We start from the raw sequence: 22186 nt of genomic DNA, 5'->3' as shown, positions 1-22186 counted from the left end.
TTTTTGGCCCGATTCATCCACCACTGGACGCATGCCTGAGGTTCTTCTCGTGCCTGATATGAAGCTTTTTGCTGGTAACGCCACCCCGGAACTAGCACAACGTATTGCCAACCGCCTGTACACTTCTCTCGGCGACGCCGCTGTAGGTCGCTTTAGCGACGGCGAAGTCAGCGTACAAATCAACGAAAACGTACGCGGTGGTGATATTTTCATCATCCAGTCCACTTGTGCCCCTACTAACGACAACCTGATGGAATTGGTCGTTATGGTTGATGCCCTGCGCCGTGCTTCCGCAGGCCGTATCACCGCCGTTATCCCTTACTTCGGTTATGCTCGCCAGGACCGTCGCGTTCGCTCTGCTCGTGTACCTATCACCGCTAAAGTTGTCGCTGACTTCCTGTCCAGCGTTGGCGTTGACCGCGTACTGACCGTAGACCTGCACGCTGAACAGATCCAGGGCTTCTTCGATGTTCCGGTGGATAACGTATTCGGTAGCCCAATCCTGCTTGAAGATATGCTGCAGCTGAACCTGGATAACCCGATCGTGGTTTCTCCGGATATCGGCGGCGTGGTTCGCGCTCGTGCTATTGCCAAGCTGCTGAACGATACCGACATGGCTATCATCGACAAACGTCGCCCGCGCGCGAACGTTTCCCAGGTTATGCACATCATCGGCGACGTTGCCGGTCGTGACTGCGTACTGGTTGATGACATGATCGATACCGGCGGCACGCTGTGCAAAGCGGCAGAAGCGCTGAAAGAACGCGGTGCAAAACGCGTATTTGCTTACGCGACTCACCCGATCTTCTCCGGTAACGCGGTCAATAACCTGCGTAACTCCGTCATTGACGAAGTGGTTGTCTGCGATACCATCCCGTTAAGCGATGAGATCAAAGCGCTGCCAAACGTTCGTACTCTGACCCTGTCCGGGATGCTGGCCGAAGCGATTCGTCGTATCAGCAACGAAGAATCCATCTCCGCCATGTTCGAGCATTAATCGGATTTGGTTAAAAAACCCGCTGCGGCGGGTTTTTTTGTCTGTATTGTTTATTTGTATGATTTATGCCAACTTCACTGCCATTCACGTGACAGATGATGCGCTCATGGATGAAACAGTATTGTGAATAAATTACTCTCTCCTCAAGTGATGCCTTTCCGCGCGCTGATTGACGCCTGCTGGAAGGAGAAGTACACCTCGGCCCGCTTTATGCGCGACCTTATTGCCGGGATCACCGTCGGTATTATCGCTATTCCGCTGGCGATGGCGCTGGCGATTGGTAGCGGCGTGGCGCCGCAGTACGGCCTGTATACCTCCGCCGTCGCGGGGATCGTTATCGCGCTGACCGGGGGCTCGCGCTTCAGCGTTTCCGGGCCAACCGCCGCCTTCGTCGTGATTCTCTATCCCGTATCACAGCAGTTTGGCCTGGCCGGTCTGTTGGTCGCGACCCTGCTTTCCGGACTGTTTTTAATCCTCTTTGGCCTGGCCCGTTTTGGTCGCCTGATTGAATACATTCCGCTGTCGGTGACCCTCGGCTTTACCTCGGGGATTGGTATTACCATTGGTACCATGCAGATTAAAGATTTTCTCGGTCTGCAGATGGCGCATGTCCCTGAACACTATTTACAGAAGGTGGGCGCGCTGGCGATGGCGCTGCCGACCATTAACTTTGGCGATGCCGCGATTGGCATTGTCACTCTCGGCACGCTGATTCTCTGGCCGCGTCTTGGACTGCGTCTTCCGGGCCACCTGCCCGCGCTGATTGCGGGCTGCCTCGTGATGCTAATCGTCAACCTGCTCGGCGGCCACGTTGCCACCATTGGCTCCCAGTTCCACTATATTCTCGCCGACGGTACCCAGGGCAACGGGATTCCGCAGCTGCTGCCGCAGTTTGTTCTGCCGTGGGATCTGCCGGGCTCCAGCTTTACCCTGAGCTGGGAATCGCTGCACGCGCTGCTGCCCGCGGCGTTCTCCATGGCGATGCTCGGCGCGATTGAATCGCTGCTGTGCGCCGTGGTGCTGGACGGTATGACCGGCACCAAACATAAAGCCAACAGCGAACTGATCGGCCAGGGGCTGGGCAACATTGTGGCGCCGTTCTTCGGCGGGATTACCGCCACCGCCGCGATTGCCCGCTCGGCGGCCAACGTTCGTGCCGGAGCCACCTCTCCGGTTTCGGCGGTGATCCACGCCATTCTGGTCATTCTGGCGCTGCTGATCCTCGCGCCCGTGCTCTCATGGCTGCCGCTATCAGCAATGGCTGCGCTGCTGCTGATGGTGGCATGGAACATGAGCGAGGCGCACAAAGTGGTGTATCTGCTGCGTAAAGCACCGAAAGACGACATTATCGTGATGCTTATCTGTATGTCGCTAACGGTGCTGTTCGATATGGTTATCGCCATCAGCGTCGGCATCGTGCTGGCTTCACTGCTGTTTATGCGCCGCATTGCACGCATGACGCGACTGTCTGCGGTCAACGTGACCGTCCCGGATGATGTGCTGGTGCTGCGGGTGATTGGCCCGCTGTTCTTTGCCGCCGCCGAAGGGTTGTTTACCGACTTGGAGTCGCGGATTGCGGGTAAGCGGATTGTGGTGCTGAAATGGGATGCAGTGCCGGTACTGGATGCCGGTGGTCTGGATGCCTTCCAGCGCTTTGTCAAAAAATTGCCCGACGGCTGCGAACTGCGCGTTTCAAACCTCGAGTTCCAGCCGCTGCGCACCATGGCGCGTGCCGGGATTCAGCCAATTCCAGGGCGTCTGGCCTTCTTCCCGAATAAAGACGCGGCGCTGGCAGACGTCTCACAACGCTGAGTCACATTTGCGGCGGCCAGAGCGCTGGCCGCCGCAGACACATTAGTAATCGAACTGCCGGTAGTAACGGCGAATATTCAGGTCGTGCCCGGTATGATGTTCAAAGTGGGCCGCCAGTCTGTCCACCAGCAGCGTTGACACGACACACGGTGCCATTATCCAACGGAAAGCGTCATCGATGCCGTTTAGCGGATAGTCGCGTGGGTCAATGACTACCAGATGATCGGTTATCTTTTTCGCGAAGCGCTCAACACGTTCATCCAGTGCCCGGCATTTACCCTCGCCTTTCACCAGGAACAGCGGAACATCTTTCTCCAGCAGTTCCAGAGTGCCATGGAAAAACTCCGCCGAGCTGACTGATTTAGTTCGCTTCCACTGCATCTCTTCAAGGATACACATCGAGAACAGGTAAACTTCCCCCCACATCTCGGCTCCACCGATCCACATCATATAATCACGGTCATGATACTGCGCAGCGATATTATCCGCCTGCGGATCAAACTGCCGTTTAGCCTGTAAGAGATTTTCCGGCAATAATTCCAACTGGCTGGCAAAGCGCTCATAATCCGCAAACTCGCCATGACGATAAATTACGCGGAAAAATAACCAGTAGAGCAGCATATATTCATATTCTACGCCGTTTTTGTGACACATCGGAATATGCCATTTCGCCGCCTCAGCTAATGGTGAATCGGCATTCCGGGTAATAGCGACCACGCGAATACCTTGCCCTTTACACCATTCTGCAATCGCCACCGATTCTTTCGTATCACCGGATTTAGACAAGGTCACGACCACCGCGTCTTTGGTTAATTTCTTATGCCCGTGATGGATCAATTCCGCTGCCTGTTCAAGATAAACCGGCACGTCGGTTAATTGTTTAGCAAATTCATTAATCGCCATCATTGGCGCCAAAGAACCGCCTACTGAGGCAAAAAATAATGCGCTACAGCCACTCTGATAAATATCATCGGCGACGTTTTCCGCCTGTTTGCGCGCAGCAATGATCTCGCGAGCACTGGTCAGGTACTCGTCCTGATTAAAACCCAACATAGTTATCTCCTGAATAATCAGATTTTACTTTTTAATACGCGATCGAAATCGTTGAAAATACGTTTGCTGAGATCGATGCCTTTGAGTCCGGCGATATGCCAGGCCAGCATCTGGATTGGGACAACCAGCAACAGCGGTGCCAGATGGTGTTCACACGGGCAGTTCAGCGCTAACGTATGCGCATCCTCCTCGTCGTTGAGCGTCAGCGTGAAAGCCTGCGCGACAGACGGCGTCATGTAGTCGCGCAGCGCCCGGCTGCGTTCATCCGGCTGGTCTTCAATAAACAGCATGATATGGCGGACATTAGCCTCCAGATAAGGGCCGTGCATATAGGCCTCGAGCTCGAAACCGCTGGAAGGGAAGCGTACCGTCTCGGTGAATTTGGTTTCACACTCTTTGGCCACGCCCACCAGCGCCCCGTAGCCGATGGCGACAAAACGCTCGCCGTCGCGCAGCGTCGCGCTGTGCCGCTCGATAAAGTGCGAGGTACGGGTTATCGCCGCCGGGATTGCCGCCGCCAACCGCCGCAGTTCCGCGAGATAATGCCGTTCTTCCTCAGCGCTGGCTTTCCCCTGACCTCGGGCAATCAACAGGGCCATCAACAACAAATTCAATACCGTCGCGCTAAAACCTCGGGTAACGAAGCCCACGCTCTCAATACCGGTATTGATATCCAGAACGCCGTCACACGCCTTCGCAATCGGGCTTTGCGGATCAGAGGTGAGCGCGAATACAGGAAGCTTCGCCGCCTGTACCTTACGCATCGCCTCCAGCGTTGACGCGCTTTTTCCGCTTTGTGAAATCGCCACCACCAGATCGGTATGCGGGTCAATCATTTCATAGTGGGTAAAGTTATACGGCTCTTTAATCTCCACCAGCAGGCCGAAGCGTTGCTCGAAGAAATAGCGCGCGCACAGCGCGGCGTTCAGTGACGACCCGGTAGCCAACAGCAGAATTCGGCGTACCGGATGCTGGAGGGCAAATGTTTCAATTGCCGCCAGATTTTGCCGATAGTCGCGGATGATCTGCGCCAGACATTCAGGTTCCTCGCGGATATACGTCATCATTGTGGGTACCATATTCATCTCCCGTTAAAATAATCCAATCCACGATCCAGCAATGCCCACCAGCGCCATCCCGCCAATAATCGTGAGCGGTTTGACCTTTCGCCCCAGCAGCCAGTAGACAATGCCAAAACTCACCAGTGGCAGCAGACAAGGCATAATGTCGTTGATAATGTCCTGCACCTGGGTTTTCGCCTCCCCGGCACCAAAAGAGATGGGAATGGTGATATCAATCATCGAGGCAGTCATCGCCCCCACCACCATCAGGCCGATAATCGACGCCCCGTAGGTCAGGCTTTCCATCATTCCGCTTTTCTGGATCCGCTGCAGCACGCCTGTCCCCAGTACGTAACCCCAGCGCGTGAAGAACCAGCGCACCAGGATGTGCGGCACGTTGAACACCAGCAGAAATAAAATTGGCCCAAGGATATTGCCCTTCAGCGCCAGACTGGTGCCGATGCCGGTGGCGATCAGCCGCAGCGTTCCCCAAAAGAAAGAGTCTCCCAGCCCGGCAAGCGGTCCCATCAGCGACGCTTTAACGTTATCAATCGCGCTGGCGTCCATCTTGTTCTGCTGGCTATTTTTCTCCTCCATCGCCGTGGTAATTCCCAGCAACAGGGTGACGATGTGCGGCGTGGTATTGAAGAACACCAGATGCCGCTTCAGCGCCCCGGCCAGCTCCTCTTTCCGCGGATAGAGTTTCTTCAGTACCGGGATCAGCGCGTAGACAAAAGCGAGGTTCATCTGCCGCTCATAGTTCCATGAAAACTCCATCTGAAAGGAGCGCCAGAACACTCGACGCAGATCGCGTGGCGTTATGCGGGTTTCTTCCTCTACCTGCGGCGGCAGGGATTCTTCAGAAATTATCTTCGTCGTCATCGCTGACTCCTTGTTCTGTGGCCGTACGGGGTGAATGAAGCGCGGTAACGTTGACCATCACCACCGCCACGATAGCGCCCAGAATGGCTATTCCGGTTACCGGGATTTTCAGATAGGCCATCAACACAAAGCCGAGGAAAAAATACGGCGCAACTTTCTTGTTAATCAGTAGCCTGGCGAGCATTGCGAAGCCGAGCGCCGGAATAATGCCGGTCGCCACGCTGAGGCCGTGTTTGATAAATTCCGGGATCGCATCCAGCAGCGATTTCACCGCATTACTGCCGACAAGAAACGATACCGTGACCACCGTCGCCAGCATTAACGACAGCCCGAATCCAGCAATAAGGTGCATACGCTCAATGCCGCGCGTATCCGCCTGTTCGGCATAACCATCAGCCTTCTGACTGAGCCAGGGAATAAACATCCCCAGGTAGACGTTTTTCAAAATCAGCGTCAGGGTGGCAATCGGCAGGCCCAGCAGCAGCGCCGTTTCCGTGCCCGCACCGGAGGTAATCGCAAACGCCACGCCGAGTATGCCACCGGTGACCACATCGGGCGGAATCGATGCGCCCACCGAGAAAGAGCCAATAAACGCCAGCTCCAGCGTGGCCCCCATAATGACGCCGGTTTGCACATCCCCCAGTACTAACCCGGTTAGCAAGCCGGTGACGATTGGCCGCGAAATGAGCGATGTTCCCATCGCGTACTCTGATTGCGCGATAAACGCCACCAGACCGAGTAACAGAGCCTCTACCATAATCTGTCCTCCGGAATTAAAGACATTCCGCTAAAAGCTGTTTGCGATCGTTCGGGACCTGGCGAATTTCGACCTCAACGCCGCTGTCGATGAGCTGCTGCAGCTGCACGATTTCTTCCGGCAATAAATTAATCGCCTTAGAGATATTCTGGCTGCCCTCTTTCGCTTTAATCCCACCCAAATTAATACTGCTGATACCCTCAACGGCATTCACGATGCGCCAGGCATCAGTCACCGATTCCACGACAATAAATAATTTGTATTTATCCGTGACGCCGCTTTTTATCGACTCGATTGAGTCATCGATATTTTTAATCACCAGCTTGACTGAAGGCGGTTTAGCGAGCTTGATCGTGGTTTTCCGCAGTTCATCGTTGGGCACATTGTCGTTAGCAATTAAAATGCAGTCTGCGCCAACATATTGCGTCCAGGAAAAAGCTACCTGACCGTGAAGTAAACGATGATCTACCCTTAAAAATTTAATCATGACGCCTCCTGTGTTCAGAAGTCTTTATCAATGGTCGTCGCACTGGCAATGGTATGATTGCAGTACTGAATGCTCTCTTTAGCGCTAGCTAGCGCTTCAGAAATTAATTTATCGGTATCCCTTTCCTGCGTGGAAATAAGTAAGTCGATAATTAGCGGTAAATTCAGACCGGACAATAAATGAAAGTGCGGGCGCGATAAAAAGCGGACAAATTCATTGTTCACGCTACCGGCGAAGATATCGGTAATCACAATCAGTTCATCGTCGGCGAGAAAGTTCGCCAGCAGTGATTCGACCTGTTGGGTCAGGTCAACGTCATCATCTACATAGGCGCACAGGGTGTGAATATCCGGCTGCTTACCGAGAATCAGCTCCACGGAATTCAACAGGCCGTTGGCGAAAGTGCCATGACTGGCAAAAATATAGTGTCGTTTCATCCTTACCTCGAAAGCGCATTCCACTGCTTTCTCTTATTGCAACCGGCATGCCAGAAACAGTGGCGCACCGGTCAGGCTCAGAATGAAAAGATGAAGGGTGTTAAAACTCTTGATCTTGCTGAATATATTCTGTTTCGCGCGTCAGGATATCGAGAATGTAACAAAGCTCAATACGCGGGATTTTGACACTATATCCGCTTTCTATGACACTAAAGGCCTCTCGCAGAATAACCAGTTCGCTCTCCGGACACTGTTTCCCCGCATCGTGAGTCGGCGAGGCATTACGGATCAGCCGCTCAATCAGGCAGCTAATATGAACATACAGCGCCACCTTCCGATCGTTAGCCACCTGGCAGCCGGCAAGGTGCTCATAGCGCAATAAAAACTGCTCTACCTGATTTATCACTTTCCCCGTATCAAGGATCGTTACCGACTCAATGACCCGGCGCAGCGAGAAGTTCTTGAGCAGCAGGTTATTAATTTCGCTCACCTGCTCAGCCGTCGCCAGCTCGCCAAAAATGCGCATCAGCGGCCTACTGCCCTCGCCTGATATCAGCGAATCCAGCGAGATCCACGGTAGCGCCTCGAGATGAGGATCGAGCGTGCCGACCACCGCCAGCACCTCGTAGCGGCTGAGCAGCGGCTCACGACGTGCCGGACAGGCCAACGTATCGACATCGCAGGCCACAATATCAATGGCCAGCGCAGCCGGGATGCTGGCGCTTAATAGTGCCGACAGGTTAGCCGCCGCCCCCATACCGGTCGCGCAGGTGGTGAGAATGGCCCTCGGTTTATCGGCTTGCGGGTAATAAAGCTGATGCTCAACGGCCAGCGCGCCGCCAATCTCCCGCACAATATCTTCCAGCATATCCCCCTGCAATATGCGTTCTCCCACATACATCGCCATGCTGGTCGAGACGTTGTTGACGATTGCGACCGGCGTCGACAGGCGGCGATTAAAGTGACTGTGAATCGCCTTTAGCGAGCCCATATCGACCAGAATAATCAGCCCGGAACCCAGCGCATGACTCTCAATGTAGCTCTGAACCTGGTTGGCGATCGCCTCGGGGGTCACATCAAGCGGCATATCAAACGACTCGAACAGCTGGCTTTTCAGCAGCCGATTCGCCACGTTGGCGATACTGCTGGCGGTCGCATAGCCGTGGGCCAGAACGATCGCCCGGGTCACCTGCTGCTGGCTGACGGCGCCGGTTTTTTGCAGCCACAGTACCAGCAAGAGCAGATCCACGCGCCGTGGTTCGATATCAAGCTTCAGCGCCAGCGCGGCGAGGATCGCCTCGCAAAAGCGGTACAGCAGCGGAAATTTCTGCACGAGAAAATTCTCCAGCTGGCGGCTTTTCTCGCGGCTTAAAGTGGACAGTGTCTGGCGGGAGCGATGGATAAGATAGTGGCTCAGGGCATAAATACAGTTGCCGTTAAACTGAATATTGAAGCGTTTTTCCAGCCGATAGAACTCTTCCCGCACCTGCTGCGTGGCCAGCAGCAGCATATGGGCACTGTGGGCGTCAGAGTTATCGAAAATCAGCCGGTCAAAGAGCGTTTCAATCTCTTCGCCCATGCTTTTTTGCGCCTCCTCCCAGCTGCTTTTCTGACTCAGCACCGCTTCATACAGCGCCAGCACGCGGCACTGGGTATCGTAAATCAGGCTCTGCGCCGGATCGCGCGCGCGCTGTAGCCAGTGCAGGTTGGTGTGGGGCTCAACAAGCAGCGGCTCTTCCTGGGAGAGCGGCTCATTGAGCGCGGGCGTTGCGGCCACGATGTTCTCCGGCAGATCGTGCAGCGTCACATTAAGCACTTCGCTGCCCGGCCGCCGGGCCCAGGCCGAAGCCACCGCGTATTTGATCACATTCTTCATCTCGCCAACATTGCCGCGATAAACATAGTGCGTCAGCCCCTGCAACAACCTCGGCGTCAGCTGTAGCCGTGCGTTGAGCGTTCGTGCTTCCTGCCAGAAAAATTGCAGCATCAGCGCCTCTTTCTCGTGGCGGCTGCGATGCTGTAAATCCGGCAGGCTGATGAGAATCGGGATACGGCGAATAAAAGTTGTCAGGAAGGTGCTGTGAATGTCTTCGGTAGTAGCAAATACCAGCCGCAGCGAGACTGGCACCCCCTGCGCGGACTCTCCAACGCGGTATATCTCTTTACGATCCAGCCAGGTAAACAGCTTTTCCTGCCCTTCCGCGTTCAGACGATGAACTTCATCGAGAAACAGCAGCCCGCCGTTCGCCGCCTCGAAGGCCCCGGCTTTATCGCTCTGCGCGCCGGTAAAAGCCCCTTTGACATAGCCAAACAGGTTGGCAGCCAGCAGTTCCGGGTTGTTGGCATACTGCGCGCAGTTGAAGCTGACAAAGGGGGCTTCGGGGGCCAGCAGCCCCTGCGCGATAGCGTATTCGTGCATCAGTTCCGCCATATAGCTTTTCCCGGTACCGCTGTCACCGGTGATAAGCAGCGGCAGCCCGCCGTCAGGATAAAACAGCGCGGTTTTCATCTGTTCAATGGGCTTTCGCAGGCTACCGTCATGGCCGGTCAGCAGTGAAAAATGATCGACCGGCTCCGGCTGACGATCGCTCTCAGCAAGCAGTTCCGCCATGCTGGCGTACTCGTTACGGGATAGCGGAAAGAACTGCTGGCTGAACGCCTTTTTATGCAGGAAGTAAACCGGACGCGTGTTGATCTTCACCAGAACATCCTGAGCAACCAGCTGATTGAGGTAATGACTGGCGGTATTGCGCTGCATGGCAAAACGCTGAGCCAGATCGCTGGCGGTAAAAACGTCGCTCAGATTATCGGGGTCAAAAAAATCCGTCTGATTTTGTAGAAAAGCTAATAGTTCCGTTTTACGCATCTCATCCCCCATCATCACCATCACAGGCGTTTATGATGCGGGGAAATCGACCCGGCGTTGGCGCATAATTTATTTTTTGTGCTCTGAACCACAAAAACCACCGCGAGGACGTTTGGTCGCGAGGATAAAAAAATCCGGAAGCGTAAACGCTTCCGGATTCGTCTGCCCGTCAGGGCTCGCGAGCAAGCCTGAAAATTCAGGCTTTCAGCAGTTGCTCAGCCGTTGCCTTCACGCTCGCCAGCAGGACTTTCACATCCTCCAGGCACACGGTCGGGTTCAGCAGCGTCAGCTTCAGGCAGGTGATGCCATCGGCTTCGGTGACGCCGACGTTAGCGCTACCGGAAGCCAGCAGCACGTCGCCGATACGCTGGTTGAGCAGCGCAACAAACGCCATATCGTCGCTTGCCGAACGGAAGCGGAACAGCACGCTTGCCAGCTGCGGCTCCATCACCAGCTCCAGATGCGGCTGGGTTTTCACAAACTCAGCAACATCACGCGCCAGCGTGACGCCGTTATCAATGATCTCGGCATACTGCTTTTTACCCAGCGCTTCGAGGCCCATCCACAGCTTCAGCGCGTCGAAACGGCGCGTGGTCTGCAGCGACTTCGACACCAGGTTCGGTACGCCGTGCTCTTCATCGAAATCAGAGTTCAGATATGCCGCCTGGTAACGCATCAGCTCATAGTGACGCGCGTCTTTCAACAGGAACGCGCCGCAGCTGATGGTCTGGAAGAACTGCTTGTGGAAGTCCAGCGTCACGGAGTCTGCCAGCTCAAGGCCGTTCAGGAAGTGACGATATTTCTCAGACAGCAGTAACGCCCCGCCCCATGCCGCATCCACGTGCATCCAGATCTGGTGCTCTGCCGCCAGCGCCGCGATATCCGCCAGCGGGTCGATGGCGCCCGCATCGGTGGTTCCCGCAGTGGCGACGATCGCCATCACCTGCTCGCCGTTGGCTTGTGCCTGGGCCAGCTTGTCTTTCAGGTCCGCCAGATCCATACGCGAGTATGCATCGGTCTTCACCTGAGTAACGGAGCGGTAGCCCAGTCCCATCAGCGCCATGTTTTTCTGCACGGAGAAATGCGCGCTTTCAGAGCAGAACACTTTGATTTTGCTCAGGTCGCCGGTCAGACCATTCTGCTGAATGGAGTGCCCCTGGCGAGCAAAGAACGCATCGCGCGCCAGCATCAGGCCCATCAGATTGCTCTGGGTGCCGCCGCTGGTGAACACGCCTGCATCACCTGCCGCATAGCCCACCTGCTCACGCAGCCATTCGATCAGTTTGATCTCAATGATCGTGGCCGACGGGCTCTGGTCCCAGGAGTCCATGCTCTGGTTAGTGGCGTTGATCAGCACTTCCGCCGCCTGGCTAATCACCAGGCTTGGGCAGTGAAGGTGCGCCACGCACTGCGCATGGTGAACCAACAGGCTGTCTTTGAGAAAGTATTCAACCGCACGCTCAATAGCGGCCTGGTTGCCCAGGCCCTGAGACGTAAAATTCAGGTTGATACGTTCGCGCAGCTGCTCAACGGTTTTGCCCTGATACATTTCAGGCTGCTTCAACCATTCAACGACCGCTTGCGTACTCTGCTCGATAGCGTCCTGGTAGGCGGCAATGCTCTGCGCCGAGCCGGACAGAATCGGGTTTACGTCTGACATTCGATCCAACTCCGTTTAAACCGGCTTTACGCCAGCGCCCAGCAGGGCGTTTTCGAATTTATCGAGGAACACTTCCAGCTCAGCGTTAGTGATCAGCAGAGACGGCAGCAGGCGCAGTACGCAACCGTTACGACCGCCGCGCTCCAGAATCAGCCCGTTTTCGAAGCATTTTTTCTGCAGCAGCGCGGACAGCTCGCCATCGGCCGGGTAGCAGCCCATGTGATCCTGCGCTTCGTTCGGCTTAACGATTTCCAGACCGATCATCAGACCCAGACCGCGCACCTGGCCAATCACCGGGTAACGTTTCTGCAGGTCAGCCAGTTTGCCTTTCAGCCACTCGCCCTGGGCGGCAACTTTGTCGGCAATCTTGTCGTCTTTGAGGATCTTCAGCGTTGTCAGACCGGTGGCCATCGCCAGCTGGTTGCCGCGGAAAGTGCCGGTGTGGTGGCCCGGAGACCACGCATCGAACTGCTTCTTAATACCCAGAACCGCCAGCGGCAGACCACCGCCCACCGCTTTGGACATGACGATGATGTCAGGTTCGATACCCGCATGTTCGAAGGCGAACAGCTTACCGGTACGCGCGAAGCCAGCCTGAACTTCATCGATGATCAGCAGAATGCCGTGTTCCTGAGTGACTTTACGAATGCGCTGCAGCCACTCGACCGGAGCCGGGTTTACACCGCCCTCGCCCTGTACCGCTTCGAGGATCACCGCAGCCGGTTTACGCACGCCGCTTTCAACGTCGTTGATCAGGTTTTCGAAGTAGTAGGTTAATGCTTTAACGCCAGCTTCACCGCCAATACCCAGCGGGCAGCGGTACTGATGCGGATACGGCATAAACTGCACTTCCGCCATCATGTTGCTGACGGCTTCTTTCGGCGACAGGTTGCCGGTCACGGACAGCGCGCCATGGGTCATCCCGTGGTAGCCGCCTGAGAAGCTGATAATGCTGGAACGGCCGGTCACTTTCTTCGCCAGCTTCAGCGCCGCTTCAACGGCATCCGCGCCGGACGGCCCGGTGAACTGCAGGCAATATTCTTTGCCCTGGCCCGGTAATAAAGACAGTAAATAAGATGAAAACTCATCTTTTAACGGCGTGGTAAGGTCAAGCGTATGTAACGGTAAGCCGCTTGTGATGACACTTTGAATGCTCTGGAGCACTTCAGGATGATTGTGACCGAGCGCCAGGGTACCGGCACCTGCAAGGCAATCAAGATATTGATTATTTTCTACGTCGGTAATCCAGACGCCCTGCGCTTTGGCAATAGCCAATGGCAGTTTACGCGGATAGCTGCGGACATTAGATTCAAACTCAGCCTGTCTTGCTAAAAAGGTATCATTGCTCTGTGGTAATGAATTAGCACTTAAAGTATCAATACGGACTTTATCCGTCATCATATCACTCCTACAACCAGGTGTAGATTAACGCCTGATTGAATAAATGGTTATAAGGGTTACCTGTAAAAAAGCGCGGCTAATATATGTTGTTTTAGCACTGGACTCAATCATTTATTTTGCATTGCGGAAAAATGTCATTTTCACTTTTAAAATCAATACATAACAGCAACGCTATAGTGCTAAATTTATAAGAATTTGTTACCGTTTATCTTACACAGCGTCATACAACTGACATCCAGATGATGTAAAGAAAACCATCAGTTTTTCATGGTTTTATTATTCTTTTACATGAATTTACCATTATTAATGTATGCATTACGTCGTTAAAGCATGATTTTTCACTTGTTTACGATGAAATATAATAAAAAAGTCGATCCCTCTGAATAAATCACTTACTATGGCGCGCTTATTTGCAGGCTCTGTAAATAAAGAACTAATGCGCATCACCCGGTAACGCGTACAGGCGAAACACGTTATCGACAACAGGAGAGATTCCTGGGTTGTCATTAGAAATGTTCGCGGGCGGACATTTCGTAAGGCGAAGATCGCTTCCCTTATGCCGAGAATGAAAATTTTCTAGCCATTAAATGATGGCGCCCTGATATGAGATTGTTATGACTCGCATTTATCCACATTTCATCGTTGCCAAATTTGGCGGCACCAGCGTCGCTGACTTTGACGCGATGAACCGCAGTGCCAGCATTGTTCTTGCTGATCCCAACGTTCGTTTAGTTGTTCTCTCTGCTTCGGCAGGCGTCACGAATCTCCTGGTCGAGCTTTCTGAAGGTCTGGAAAGTCGTCAGCAATTAGACAAACTCGAGACGTTACGTACTATTCAGTACAATATTATTTCCCGCCTGAAGCAGCCGTCCGTTATCAGCAAGGAAATTGATAATCTCCTCGATAATATCGGTCACCTGGCGCAAACGGCGGCCACATCGCCATCCGCCGCGCTGAGTGATGAACTGGTCAGCCACGGTGAGCTAATGTCTTCCCTGCTGTTCACCGAAGTGCTGCGTGAACGTGAGGCAGAGGCCAGCTGGTTTGACGCCCGTAGCGTAATTCGCACTGACGACACCTATGGTTGTGCAGCCCCCGATATCGATGCGCTGGCGGCGCTGGCCGAGACGCATCTGCGTCCGCGTCTGGAGCAAGCCATCATTATTACTCAGGGGTTTATTGGTCGTGACGCGCAGGGCCATACCACAACCCTGGGTCGCGGCGGCAGCGATTACACGGCCTCACTGCTCGGCGAAGCGCTGAATGCCGGTCGGGTTGATATCTGGACCGACGTAGCGGGAATCTACACCACCGATCCGCGCATTGCGCCAAATGCCAAACGTATCGATCGCATCTCGTTTTCCGAGGCCAGCGATATGGCGGCCTACGGCGCGAAAGTGCTTCATCCGGCAACGTTGCTGCCTGCCATGCGCAAAAACATTCCGGTATTTGTCGGCTCGAGTAAAAATACCGCTGCCGGCGGCACGCTGGTGTGCAGCACGACGGAGAACCCGCCGCGTTATCGTGCGGTGGCAGTGCGACGTAAGCAGACGCTACTGCGCTTACACAGCCTCGACGCGCAGCCGTCATGCCACTTCTTAGCCCAGATGTTTACCCTGTTAGCGCGCCATTCTGTCGCAGCCGACCTGGTCACAACCTCTGAAAACAGCATCGCGCTGGCGCTGGACTCTACTCACGCCACCTCAGGTGAGGACCATACGCTAACCACGTCATTATTTACCGAGCTCTCTTCCCACTGTCGTGTTGAAGTGGAAACCGGGCTGGCGCTGGTCACGCTGGTCGGGAATCAGCTCACGCAGGCATCCGGCGTATTTAAAGATGTTTTTGCCTGGCTTGAAGAACATGCGGTACGTATGGTCTGCCACGGCGCATCCAGTAATAATCTGTGCTTCCTGCTGCCAGCCGACGAGGCCGATAGCGCCATCAAGGCCCTGCATCTCCAGCTGTTCGAGTCATAAGTCTATAAAAGCAAAAAGTCCCGGCCTGACGACCGGGACTTTGTTATCTGTTTGCAGGCGCCCTCATGGCGCCATTTATTTAGCTATGACGGTGCGATGTTCCACCACCGCGGCGGCAGCGTTTATCGTAATGACGAACCCACCAGTACTTATCACTCACCTGCTCATGCCCGCCGATACGTGCACCGGTCAGCCAAAGAATCGCGCCAACGAAGATGCTTAAAATCGCCCCATGCGCAAAAAACTGAGGCAGGTTAAGCTGCGGCAATTGGTTTAAAATGGAGTAACCTACACCGCCGATCATAACGACCAAACCTAACCCCATGAGCACATTACCGAGTAACGAAGCGTTTTTGCGTTTCATAGTGTCACCTCCGTAGATTGCTTTGGGTTTAGGGATATATCCCTATTCCTTGTGTGTAAAGTATAGACAACAGCGCTGTGGATAAGTGCGTGCCCGATCACAAACGTGAACATATCATCAACATAACTTTACATTTAAGTGACTGAAATACTTTTCAAACAATATTATTCCGCACATCAACTATTCAGTTTTCAGCCCTTTCAGCGCTAATTTTTGTCAAGCGCGTCGTCACAACGTAAACTAGCCGCCGGAAAGATTGCCCACTCAGGAACAAAAACGTGACGATTAAACTGATTGTCGGCCTGGCGAATCCCGGCGCAGAGTACGCGGGAACGCGTCATAACGCGGGCGCATGGTACGTCGATTTACTGGCAGAGCGCTTTCGCGCCCCGCTGCGTGAAGAAAGTAAGTTTTTTGGCTACACCTCCCGCATTAATCTGGCCGGGGAAGATGTACGCCTGTTGGTGCCAACCACCTTTATGAACCTCAGCGGTAAAGCCGTGGCGGCGCTGGCAACCTTCTATCGTATTAATCCGGATGAAATTCTGGTGGCTCACGACGAGTTGGATCTCCCTCCAGGCGTGGCGAAGTTCAAACTCGGCGGCGGACACGGCGGCCATAACGGTCTGAAGGACATCATCAGCAAACTGGGCAATAACCCTAATTTTCATCGCTTACGCATTGGAATTGGCCATCCGGGCGATAAAAACAAAGTTGTGGGTTTTGTGCTGGGAAAACCTCAGGCAGCGGAGCAGAAGTTGATCGACGATGCGGTAGACGAAGCGGCGCGCTGTACAGAGATCTGGCTAAAAGATGGATTGACTAAAGCAACCAACCGATTACACGCTTTTAAGGCGCAATAGACCGACGACTGCGGTATTTTTCTCGCATGACGTGTATAATGGTCTGAGTTATTTACTTTTCTACAATCTGTTCTCTATAACAGATTGAATATCAAAAGATTAAGGTGATTTAAACATGGGATTCAAATGCGGTATCGTTGGTTTGCCAAACGTAGGCAAATCCACCCTGTTCAACGCGCTCACCAAAGCGGGTATTGAAGCGGCGAACTTCCCGTTCTGTACTATCGAGCCGAACACAGGCGTTGTTCCGATGCCCGATCCGCGTCTGGACCAGCTGGCGGAAATCGTTAAACCGCAGCGCATCCTGCCAACCACCATGGAATTCGTTGATATCGCGGGCCTGGTAAAAGGCGCTTCCAAAGGTGAAGGTCTGGGTAACCAGTTCCTGACCAACATCCGCGAAACCGAAGCGATTGGCCACGTTGTTCGCTGCTTTGAAAACGACAACATCATCCACGTGAACAACAAAGTGGATCCGGCTGACGACATCGACGTCATCAACACCGAACTGGCGCTGTCCGACCTCGACACCTGTGAACGCGCGATTCACCGCGTGCAGAAGAAAGCGAAAGGCGGCGACAAAGACGCCAAAGCCGAGCTGGCCGCGCTGGAAAAATGCCTGCCACAGCTGGAAAACGCGGGCATGCTGCGCGCGCTGAAAACGCTGACAGACGAAGATAAAGCGGCCATCAAATACCTGAGCTTCCTGACTCTGAAGCCAACCATGTATATCGCCAACGTCAACGAAGACGGTTTTGAAAACAATCCATACCTCGATAAAGTGCGCGAAATCGCCGCGGCTGAAGGTTCTGTTGTGGTCGCCGTTTGCGCCGCCGTTGAAGCCGACATTGCAGAACTCGACGATGCTGACCGTGAAGAATTCATGGCTGAAATGGGTCTCGAAGAGCCGGGTCTGAACCGCGTGATCCGCGCCGGTTATGAACTGCTGAACCTGCAAACCTACTTCACCGCTGGCGTGAAAGAAGTCCGCGCATGGACCATCCCTGTTGGCGCAACTGCACCGCAGGCTGCGGGTAAAATCCACACCGACTTCGAAAAAGGCTTTATCCGCGCGCAAACCATCGCGTTTGAAGACTTCATCACCTATAAAGGTGAGCAGGGCGCGAAAGAAGCCGGCAAGATGCGTGCAGAAGGGAAAGATTACATCGTTAAAGATGGCGATGTGATGAACTTCTTGTTCAACGTGTAAATATAATCTGCTATTTCTGGCGGTCTCTTACCGTCCCGGAGAGCAGAAAATAAACTTTAAATCCACGCAATTGCGTGGATTTTTTTATATTTTATCTATTTAACGCATATATAAAAACGAATCGGTCACGGGAACATGACACCACCAGAGCCGCGCGTCGCCACTTTGCGTGACGCTGTGTTTATCCGGCATTGCTTTTCCCCGACGAAAATAGTACGTTCACGCAAGGAGAATTCTTCGTAGACGGTGGGAAATTATGCCAATAATTCAGTCTGTTGAACGCGCTTTGCAGATCCTCGACCTGTTTAACGAGCAGGCAACAGAACTCAAAATTACCGAAATCAGCAAACAGATGGGATTGAGCAAAAGCACCCTCCACTCGCTTCTTAAAACCCTTCAGCTTCATGGCTACATCGATCAGAATCCGGAAAACGGCAAATACCGCCTGGGAATGAAACTGGTTGAGCGTGGGCACTTTGTGGTCGGCACCATGGATATCCGCCAGAAAGCGAAAAGCTGGCTCACCACCCTGTCTCAGGAAACCGGACAAACCACCCATCTGGGTATTCTGGACGGTAACGAAGGCGTCTACATCGAGAAAATCGAAGGTAAGCAGGCGGCTATCGCCTATTCACGCATTGGCCGTCGATTGCCCGTGCACGCCACGGCTATCGGTAAGGTACTGCTGGCCTGGCTTAGCGAGGAAGAGTGTGCCGCCGTACTGGAGGGATATGTGTATCAGGGTTTTACGTCGTCCACGCTTACCAGTCGCGCCTCGCTGCTTGCCGCTTTGCAAGAAACCCGCAGCAACGGCTACGCCATGGATAACGAAGAAAACGAGCCGGGCGTGCGCTGCATCGCGGTACCAGTCTGGAACCATGAGTCGCGAGTCATCGCGGCGCTAAGCCTCTCAACACTGACATCACGCGTCAACGACGACAGTCTGGAAACCTATCGCCAGATGCTGATCGACGCCGGGCTTGGGTTATCGAAAACGCTGGGCTACCGCGAGCGCTAGCCCAGCCGACAGTTAACTTTCTGGCTGATAAGAGAACGAGGCAAAATCAGCGTAGCAGCCATCGCCGCTGATATCCTCGCAGTGCAGCCCCACAAACGCGCCGGTAAAGAAACCTCTGCCACCGATGTAGTCATCGGAGAGTTTCCACGCTTCGAACGTCAGCGGGATGGTCTGCCAGTTCTCACCATCGAATGAATAGCGATAGCAATACGTCAGTGCATCCACCTCCACCCGCAGCCAGACGTTTTCCACCTCATCCGGTACCGGAATCGGGTTGTCATAAAGATGCCAGTGCGCCACGTTGTGATCGAGCTGAATAATCTTGAGCGTCCGCCCGCGATCTTCTTCCCGGTCCATAAAACAGTACGTCCAGTTTTTACTGTTGTAATAACAGGTTAGCCCGGCGCTCTGCTGGAAATGACGTGGTGAAAAGGCCATCTGCGTTTCCGCGCGGAAACGGAAATGCTGCCAGCGGCGAGCCACGGTAGATTGGGTAAAAGTGGAGTTCAGAGAATCATTGCCGTACAGGCGCAAAAAACCCGGCCGTGCGGTGAGCGAACCGAGCGTTTCATCAAACGGAATACGCAGCGTTTGCAGCTCCGGGTCGAGCCTGTCGCTGTCGAAATCGGTGCGCCATGCCCCCGAGCCTAAAGCCACCTGCTCCGTCATCCGTGGCCCCGGTACCGTGAGCGCCGCGTGTTTGCCGCCTTCTACGTAAGGCCAGCCATCGCGCCATTCAATGCGGGTAATGCCCGTCTCGCGCCCGAGTGGGCAGTATCCGCGTCCACCGGCTGCTAATCGCGGGATACCCGGCAGATGCAGCGGACGACTGGTCAGATACGCCATATACCATTCACCGGTATGGGTTTCGAGCAGCGAGCCGTGGCCGCTTTTTTGCAGCGGATTCTCCGGCAAATGCCAGCTGGTCATCATGCTGACGTCCGGATGCAGCTCATACGGCCCGGCCAGCGTTTTAGCGCGCAGCACCACCACCGCATGCTCATAGCTGGTTCCACCTTCCGCCACCAGCAGATAGTAGTAACCCTCGCGGCGATAAATATGCGCCCCTTCGGTGTAACCCAACGGCGTGCCGGTAAAGAGCGTGGTCCGTTCTGGCGATAGCTTCTGCGTGTTGGCGAAAAATTCCTGCATCACAATGGTGTTATGCGGGTTGCTGTGGTGACGCGGCCCCCACGGGCGATAGATATAGTATTTCCGCCCGTCGGTATCGTGGAACAGCGAAGGGTCAAATCCGCCGTTGCCCATCGGGATCGGGTCGCTCCACGGCCCCTCTATAGACGGCGCGGTGACCAGGAAATTACGGCCATTTTTCCACGGCGAATCCACGATTTTTACATCAGTATAAAGCAGCCAGAATTTTCCATCGGCGTAACTCAAACAAGGTGCCCAGATGCCGCCGGAATCCGGGTCGCCTTTCATATCCAGCAGCGCCACGGTGTTGAGCGGCGTACTGACCAGCGACCAGTTTTTCAGATCGCGGGAGTGGTAAATACGCACACCAGGGAACCACTCAAAGGTCGAGGTTGCGATGTAATAGTCTTCCCCTACACGACACAGCGATGGGTCCGGGTTGAAACCGGTCAAAATGGGGTTTTCAATCTGGTACATAATGCTCTCCTTAGTTCACCGCCGCAGCGGCATCGGCAGGTTGCGTTTCAGGCGGTGCGGTACGCTGACGTTGCAGCTGCTGGCTGATCTCTTCTACCCGTTTGCTGCTCAGCTTGTAGAACGACAGCAGCGTAAACATGCCGACGTAGAGCACGACGGGAACGATACAGAAGAGAATTTTAATAGTGGTCAACACGTTATCCGGCTGCACGGCGTTACCGGCGGAATAGCTGGAGAACGCGAGGATCCAGCCCACCAACGCGCCGCCGATCGCCAGGCCAATTTTCAGGCTGAACAGATACGTCGAGAAGACCAGGCCATCAAGGCGACGCCCACTGCGGCTCTCTTCGTAATCCACCACATCGGACGCCATCAGCCATTGCAGCGGCGTCGTTGTGTTAAAGACAAACAGGAACAGAATATTCAGCGCGAAAATCAACGCGATATTGTCCGACGGCACAAAGAAAATACTCAGGCTAATCAGTGAATAAATACCGATAATCCATTTAAACGAGGTGACGCGATCGAAGCGCCCGAGCAGGCGAGACGAGCAGAGCGAGCCAAACATAGTCGCCAGGCTGCCGTAGAGCAGGAACTGCGTGGCCAGCTCAGGATGATCCATCACGTATTTCACGAAATAGAGCGTCGCGCCGCCGCGTACCACGTTGGAACCCGTCGCCATCATTTTAAAGGCGCACATGATACGCCACTGGCTGTTGCCCATTAATAGCTTCAGGTCTTGCTTAACAGAAGCCCCCGGTTGCACATCAAAGGTATAACGTTCTTTAGTCGTGAAGAAACAGACAAACAGCAATACCACGCCACAAACGCCCAACACACACATTGCGCCGAAATAACCGAGCTGTTCATTGCCTTTACCAATAATATTAACCAGCGGCAGCGCAATACCGCTAATCGCTAATGAACCGGCGGCCGCCAGGAAAAAGCGCCACGACTGTAACGCATGGCGCTCTTTCGGATCAGCGGTAATCACGCCAGGCATGGCACAATATGGAACGTTGACGAAGGTATAAACCAGGGTCAGTAAAATATAGGTAATCGAGGCATAGATAATTTTGCCGTTAGCCGAGAAGTCCGGCGTATAGAACGTTAATACGCAGACAATGCCAAATGGAATCGCCCCCCACAGCAGATACGGCCGGAACTGGCCGTAGCGGGTACGGGTGCGGTCTACCACCAGCCCCATCAGCGGATCGGTTACCGCATCGAGCACGCGTGAAACCAGAAACAGCGTGCCCATTACACCCGCTGACAGGCCAAAGACATCCGTATAGAAGTACGCCAGTAAAAACATGGTGGCCTGCCAGACAAAACCGCAGGCGGTATCACCCAGCCCGTAGCCGATTTTATCTTTCATGGTTAACTTCATTGCTACCTCCAGATTATATGAGAGGAATTCATTTCGAATGGCTGGGACCTACAAAATAAAATACCTGCCTGTGCATTTGTGAGGAATACACCCTTTATTCGCATGCTTATTAGATAATTATTACAAGATCGATTGTAAGAAAGGATGGTATGCAGCAACAATTATCATTTTTGCTTTATTGATTATGTATTTTAACTTCTGTGATAACGATTCACTTTGCCAGAAAGCAGCAACAGTAAATCCTCCCGGAAAGGATAATATATTTCCACAAATAGATTATTGGCCGCTAAATATATTTATTTAGCGGCATTTTAAATGGG

The 22186-nt window shown here is 53.8% G+C and carries 18 protein-coding genes; 6 read left to right on the top strand and 12 right to left on the bottom strand.

The window, feature by feature from the left end; all coding sequences use genetic code 11:
* The first annotated feature begins 49 nt into the window (after positions 1–49).
* Positions 50–997, top strand: coding sequence for a ribose-phosphate diphosphokinase (gene prs, locus M989_RS10240; protein ID WP_003856663.1), 948 nt, complete (start codon positions 50–52; stop codon positions 995–997).
* Between the two features lie 123 nt (positions 998–1120).
* On the top strand, positions 1121–2809 hold the full coding sequence (gene dauA / locus M989_RS10235; RefSeq protein WP_157093532.1) for a C4-dicarboxylic acid transporter DauA: 1689 nt from the start codon (positions 1121–1123) through the stop codon (positions 2807–2809).
* Between the two features lie 42 nt (positions 2810–2851).
* On the opposite strand, the gene M989_RS10230 is transcribed toward dauA, so the two are convergent.
* The 9 genes from M989_RS10230 to M989_RS10190 form a co-directional block, all read right to left on the bottom strand.
* Positions 2852–3862 (bottom strand): SIS domain-containing protein, encoded by a 1011-nt coding sequence (locus tag M989_RS10230; RefSeq protein WP_064544951.1) that lies wholly within the window; start codon positions 3860–3862, stop codon positions 2852–2854.
* Positions 3863–3879: 17 nt separating this feature from the next.
* On the bottom strand, positions 3880–4941 hold the full coding sequence (locus M989_RS10225; protein WP_064545016.1) for an SIS domain-containing protein: 1062 nt from the start codon (positions 4939–4941) through the stop codon (positions 3880–3882).
* Positions 4942–4953: 12 nt separating this feature from the next.
* Positions 4954–5805 (bottom strand): PTS system mannose/fructose/sorbose family transporter subunit IID, encoded by an 852-nt coding sequence (locus tag M989_RS10220; protein ID WP_064544950.1) that lies wholly within the window; start codon positions 5803–5805, stop codon positions 4954–4956.
* Positions 5783–6562 (bottom strand): PTS mannose/fructose/sorbose/N-acetylgalactosamine transporter subunit IIC, encoded by a 780-nt coding sequence (locus tag M989_RS10215; RefSeq protein ID WP_064544948.1) that lies wholly within the window; start codon positions 6560–6562, stop codon positions 5783–5785. Before M989_RS10215 ends, M989_RS10220 begins: the two co-directional genes overlap by 23 nt.
* A 16-nt stretch (positions 6563–6578) precedes the next feature.
* The gene (locus M989_RS10210; RefSeq protein WP_064544946.1) at positions 6579–7049 is read right to left on the bottom strand and encodes a PTS sugar transporter subunit IIB; all 471 of its coding nucleotides are present in this window, start codon (positions 7047–7049) and stop codon (positions 6579–6581) included.
* Between the two features lie 14 nt (positions 7050–7063).
* Positions 7064–7486, bottom strand: coding sequence for a PTS sugar transporter subunit IIA (locus tag M989_RS10205; RefSeq protein ID WP_064544944.1), 423 nt, complete (start codon positions 7484–7486; stop codon positions 7064–7066).
* A 100-nt stretch (positions 7487–7586) separates the two neighbouring features.
* Positions 7587–10352, bottom strand: coding sequence for a sigma-54-dependent transcriptional regulator (locus tag M989_RS10200; protein WP_064545014.1), 2766 nt, complete (start codon positions 10350–10352; stop codon positions 7587–7589).
* A gap of 196 nt (positions 10353–10548) precedes the next feature.
* Entirely contained in the window at positions 10549–12012 is a 1464-nt protein-coding gene (locus M989_RS10195; protein WP_064544942.1) for a pyridoxal phosphate-dependent decarboxylase family protein, read from the bottom strand.
* Between the two features lie 15 nt (positions 12013–12027).
* Positions 12028–13413 carry a diaminobutyrate--2-oxoglutarate transaminase gene (locus tag M989_RS10190; protein WP_064544940.1) on the bottom strand — a complete coding sequence of 462 codons (1386 nt, stop codon included), beginning with the start codon at positions 13411–13413 and terminating at the stop codon, positions 12028–12030.
* 614 nt (positions 13414–14027) lie between these two features.
* Here M989_RS10190 and lysC point away from each other — a divergent pair.
* A complete protein-coding gene (gene lysC / locus M989_RS10185; protein ID WP_064544938.1) occupies positions 14028–15392 on the top strand; it encodes a lysine-sensitive aspartokinase 3 in 1365 nt (454 codons plus the stop codon).
* Between the two features lie 79 nt (positions 15393–15471).
* Here the strand turns inward: lysC and ychH are convergent, their stop codons facing one another.
* Complete coding sequence (ychH, locus tag M989_RS10180; RefSeq protein ID WP_064544936.1) at positions 15472–15756, bottom strand: stress-induced protein YchH; 285 nt, start codon at positions 15754–15756, stop codon at positions 15472–15474.
* Between the two features lie 278 nt (positions 15757–16034).
* Here ychH and pth point away from each other — a divergent pair, with 278 nt between their 5' ends.
* The 3 genes from pth (at position 16035) to M989_RS10165 (ending at position 18847) form a co-directional block, all read left to right on the top strand.
* Positions 16035–16619 carry an aminoacyl-tRNA hydrolase gene (gene pth, locus M989_RS10175; RefSeq protein ID WP_064544934.1) on the top strand — a complete coding sequence of 195 codons (585 nt, stop codon included), beginning with the start codon at positions 16035–16037 and terminating at the stop codon, positions 16617–16619.
* Positions 16620–16734: 115 nt separating this feature from the next.
* Complete coding sequence (gene ychF / locus M989_RS10170; RefSeq protein ID WP_064544932.1) at positions 16735–17829, top strand: redox-regulated ATPase YchF; 1095 nt, start codon at positions 16735–16737, stop codon at positions 17827–17829.
* 256 nt (positions 17830–18085) lie between these two features.
* On the top strand, positions 18086–18847 hold the full coding sequence (locus M989_RS10165; protein WP_064544930.1) for an IclR family transcriptional regulator: 762 nt from the start codon (positions 18086–18088) through the stop codon (positions 18845–18847).
* A gap of 12 nt (positions 18848–18859) precedes the next feature.
* Here the strand turns inward: M989_RS10165 and M989_RS10160 are convergent, their stop codons facing one another.
* Positions 18860–20476: a glycoside hydrolase family 43 protein gene (locus tag M989_RS10160; protein ID WP_064544928.1), complete on the bottom strand. Its 1617-nt coding sequence runs from the start codon at positions 20474–20476 to the stop codon at positions 18860–18862.
* Between the two features lie 10 nt (positions 20477–20486).
* On the bottom strand, positions 20487–21866 hold the full coding sequence (locus tag M989_RS10155) for a glycoside-pentoside-hexuronide (GPH):cation symporter (protein ID WP_064544927.1): 1380 nt from the start codon (positions 21864–21866) through the stop codon (positions 20487–20489).
* Positions 21867–22186: the final 320 nt, after the last annotated feature.

This window comes from Kluyvera georgiana ATCC 51603 (assembly GCF_001654985.1).
Taxonomy (GTDB): Bacteria; Pseudomonadota; Gammaproteobacteria; order Enterobacterales; family Enterobacteriaceae; genus Kluyvera; species Kluyvera georgiana.
Note: the sequence above shows the minus strand (reverse complement) of the source record. Positions and strands in the feature narration are given on the sequence as shown.

Coding starts and splice junctions, on each gene's coding strand:
- ychF (WP_064544932.1), top strand. CDS start 16,735: ATGGGATTCAAATGCGGTATCGTTGGTTTGCCAAACGTAGGCAAATCC.
- M989_RS10220 (WP_064544950.1), bottom strand. CDS start 5,805: ATGACGACGAAGATAATTTCTGAAGAATCCCTGCCGCCGCAGGTAGAG.
- M989_RS10210 (WP_064544946.1), bottom strand. CDS start 7,049: ATGATTAAATTTTTAAGGGTAGATCATCGTTTACTTCACGGTCAGGTA.
- M989_RS10205 (WP_064544944.1), bottom strand. CDS start 7,486: ATGAAACGACACTATATTTTTGCCAGTCATGGCACTTTCGCCAACGGC.
- M989_RS10195 (WP_064544942.1), bottom strand. CDS start 12,012: ATGTCAGACGTAAACCCGATTCTGTCCGGCTCGGCGCAGAGCATTGCC.
- M989_RS10160 (WP_064544928.1), bottom strand. CDS start 20,476: ATGTACCAGATTGAAAACCCCATTTTGACCGGTTTCAACCCGGACCCA.
- M989_RS10165 (WP_064544930.1), top strand. CDS start 18,086: ATGCCAATAATTCAGTCTGTTGAACGCGCTTTGCAGATCCTCGACCTG.
- M989_RS10200 (WP_064545014.1), bottom strand. CDS start 10,352: ATGCGTAAAACGGAACTATTAGCTTTTCTACAAAATCAGACGGATTTT.
- M989_RS10215 (WP_064544948.1), bottom strand. CDS start 6,562: ATGGTAGAGGCTCTGTTACTCGGTCTGGTGGCGTTTATCGCGCAATCA.
- lysC (WP_064544938.1), top strand. CDS start 14,028: ATGACTCGCATTTATCCACATTTCATCGTTGCCAAATTTGGCGGCACC.
- M989_RS10190 (WP_064544940.1), bottom strand. CDS start 13,413: ATGATGACGGATAAAGTCCGTATTGATACTTTAAGTGCTAATTCATTA.
- M989_RS10230 (WP_064544951.1), bottom strand. CDS start 3,862: ATGTTGGGTTTTAATCAGGACGAGTACCTGACCAGTGCTCGCGAGATC.
- M989_RS10225 (WP_064545016.1), bottom strand. CDS start 4,941: ATGGTACCCACAATGATGACGTATATCCGCGAGGAACCTGAATGTCTG.
- ychH (WP_064544936.1), bottom strand. CDS start 15,756: ATGAAACGCAAAAACGCTTCGTTACTCGGTAATGTGCTCATGGGGTTA.
- M989_RS10155 (WP_064544927.1), bottom strand. CDS start 21,866: ATGAAGTTAACCATGAAAGATAAAATCGGCTACGGGCTGGGTGATACC.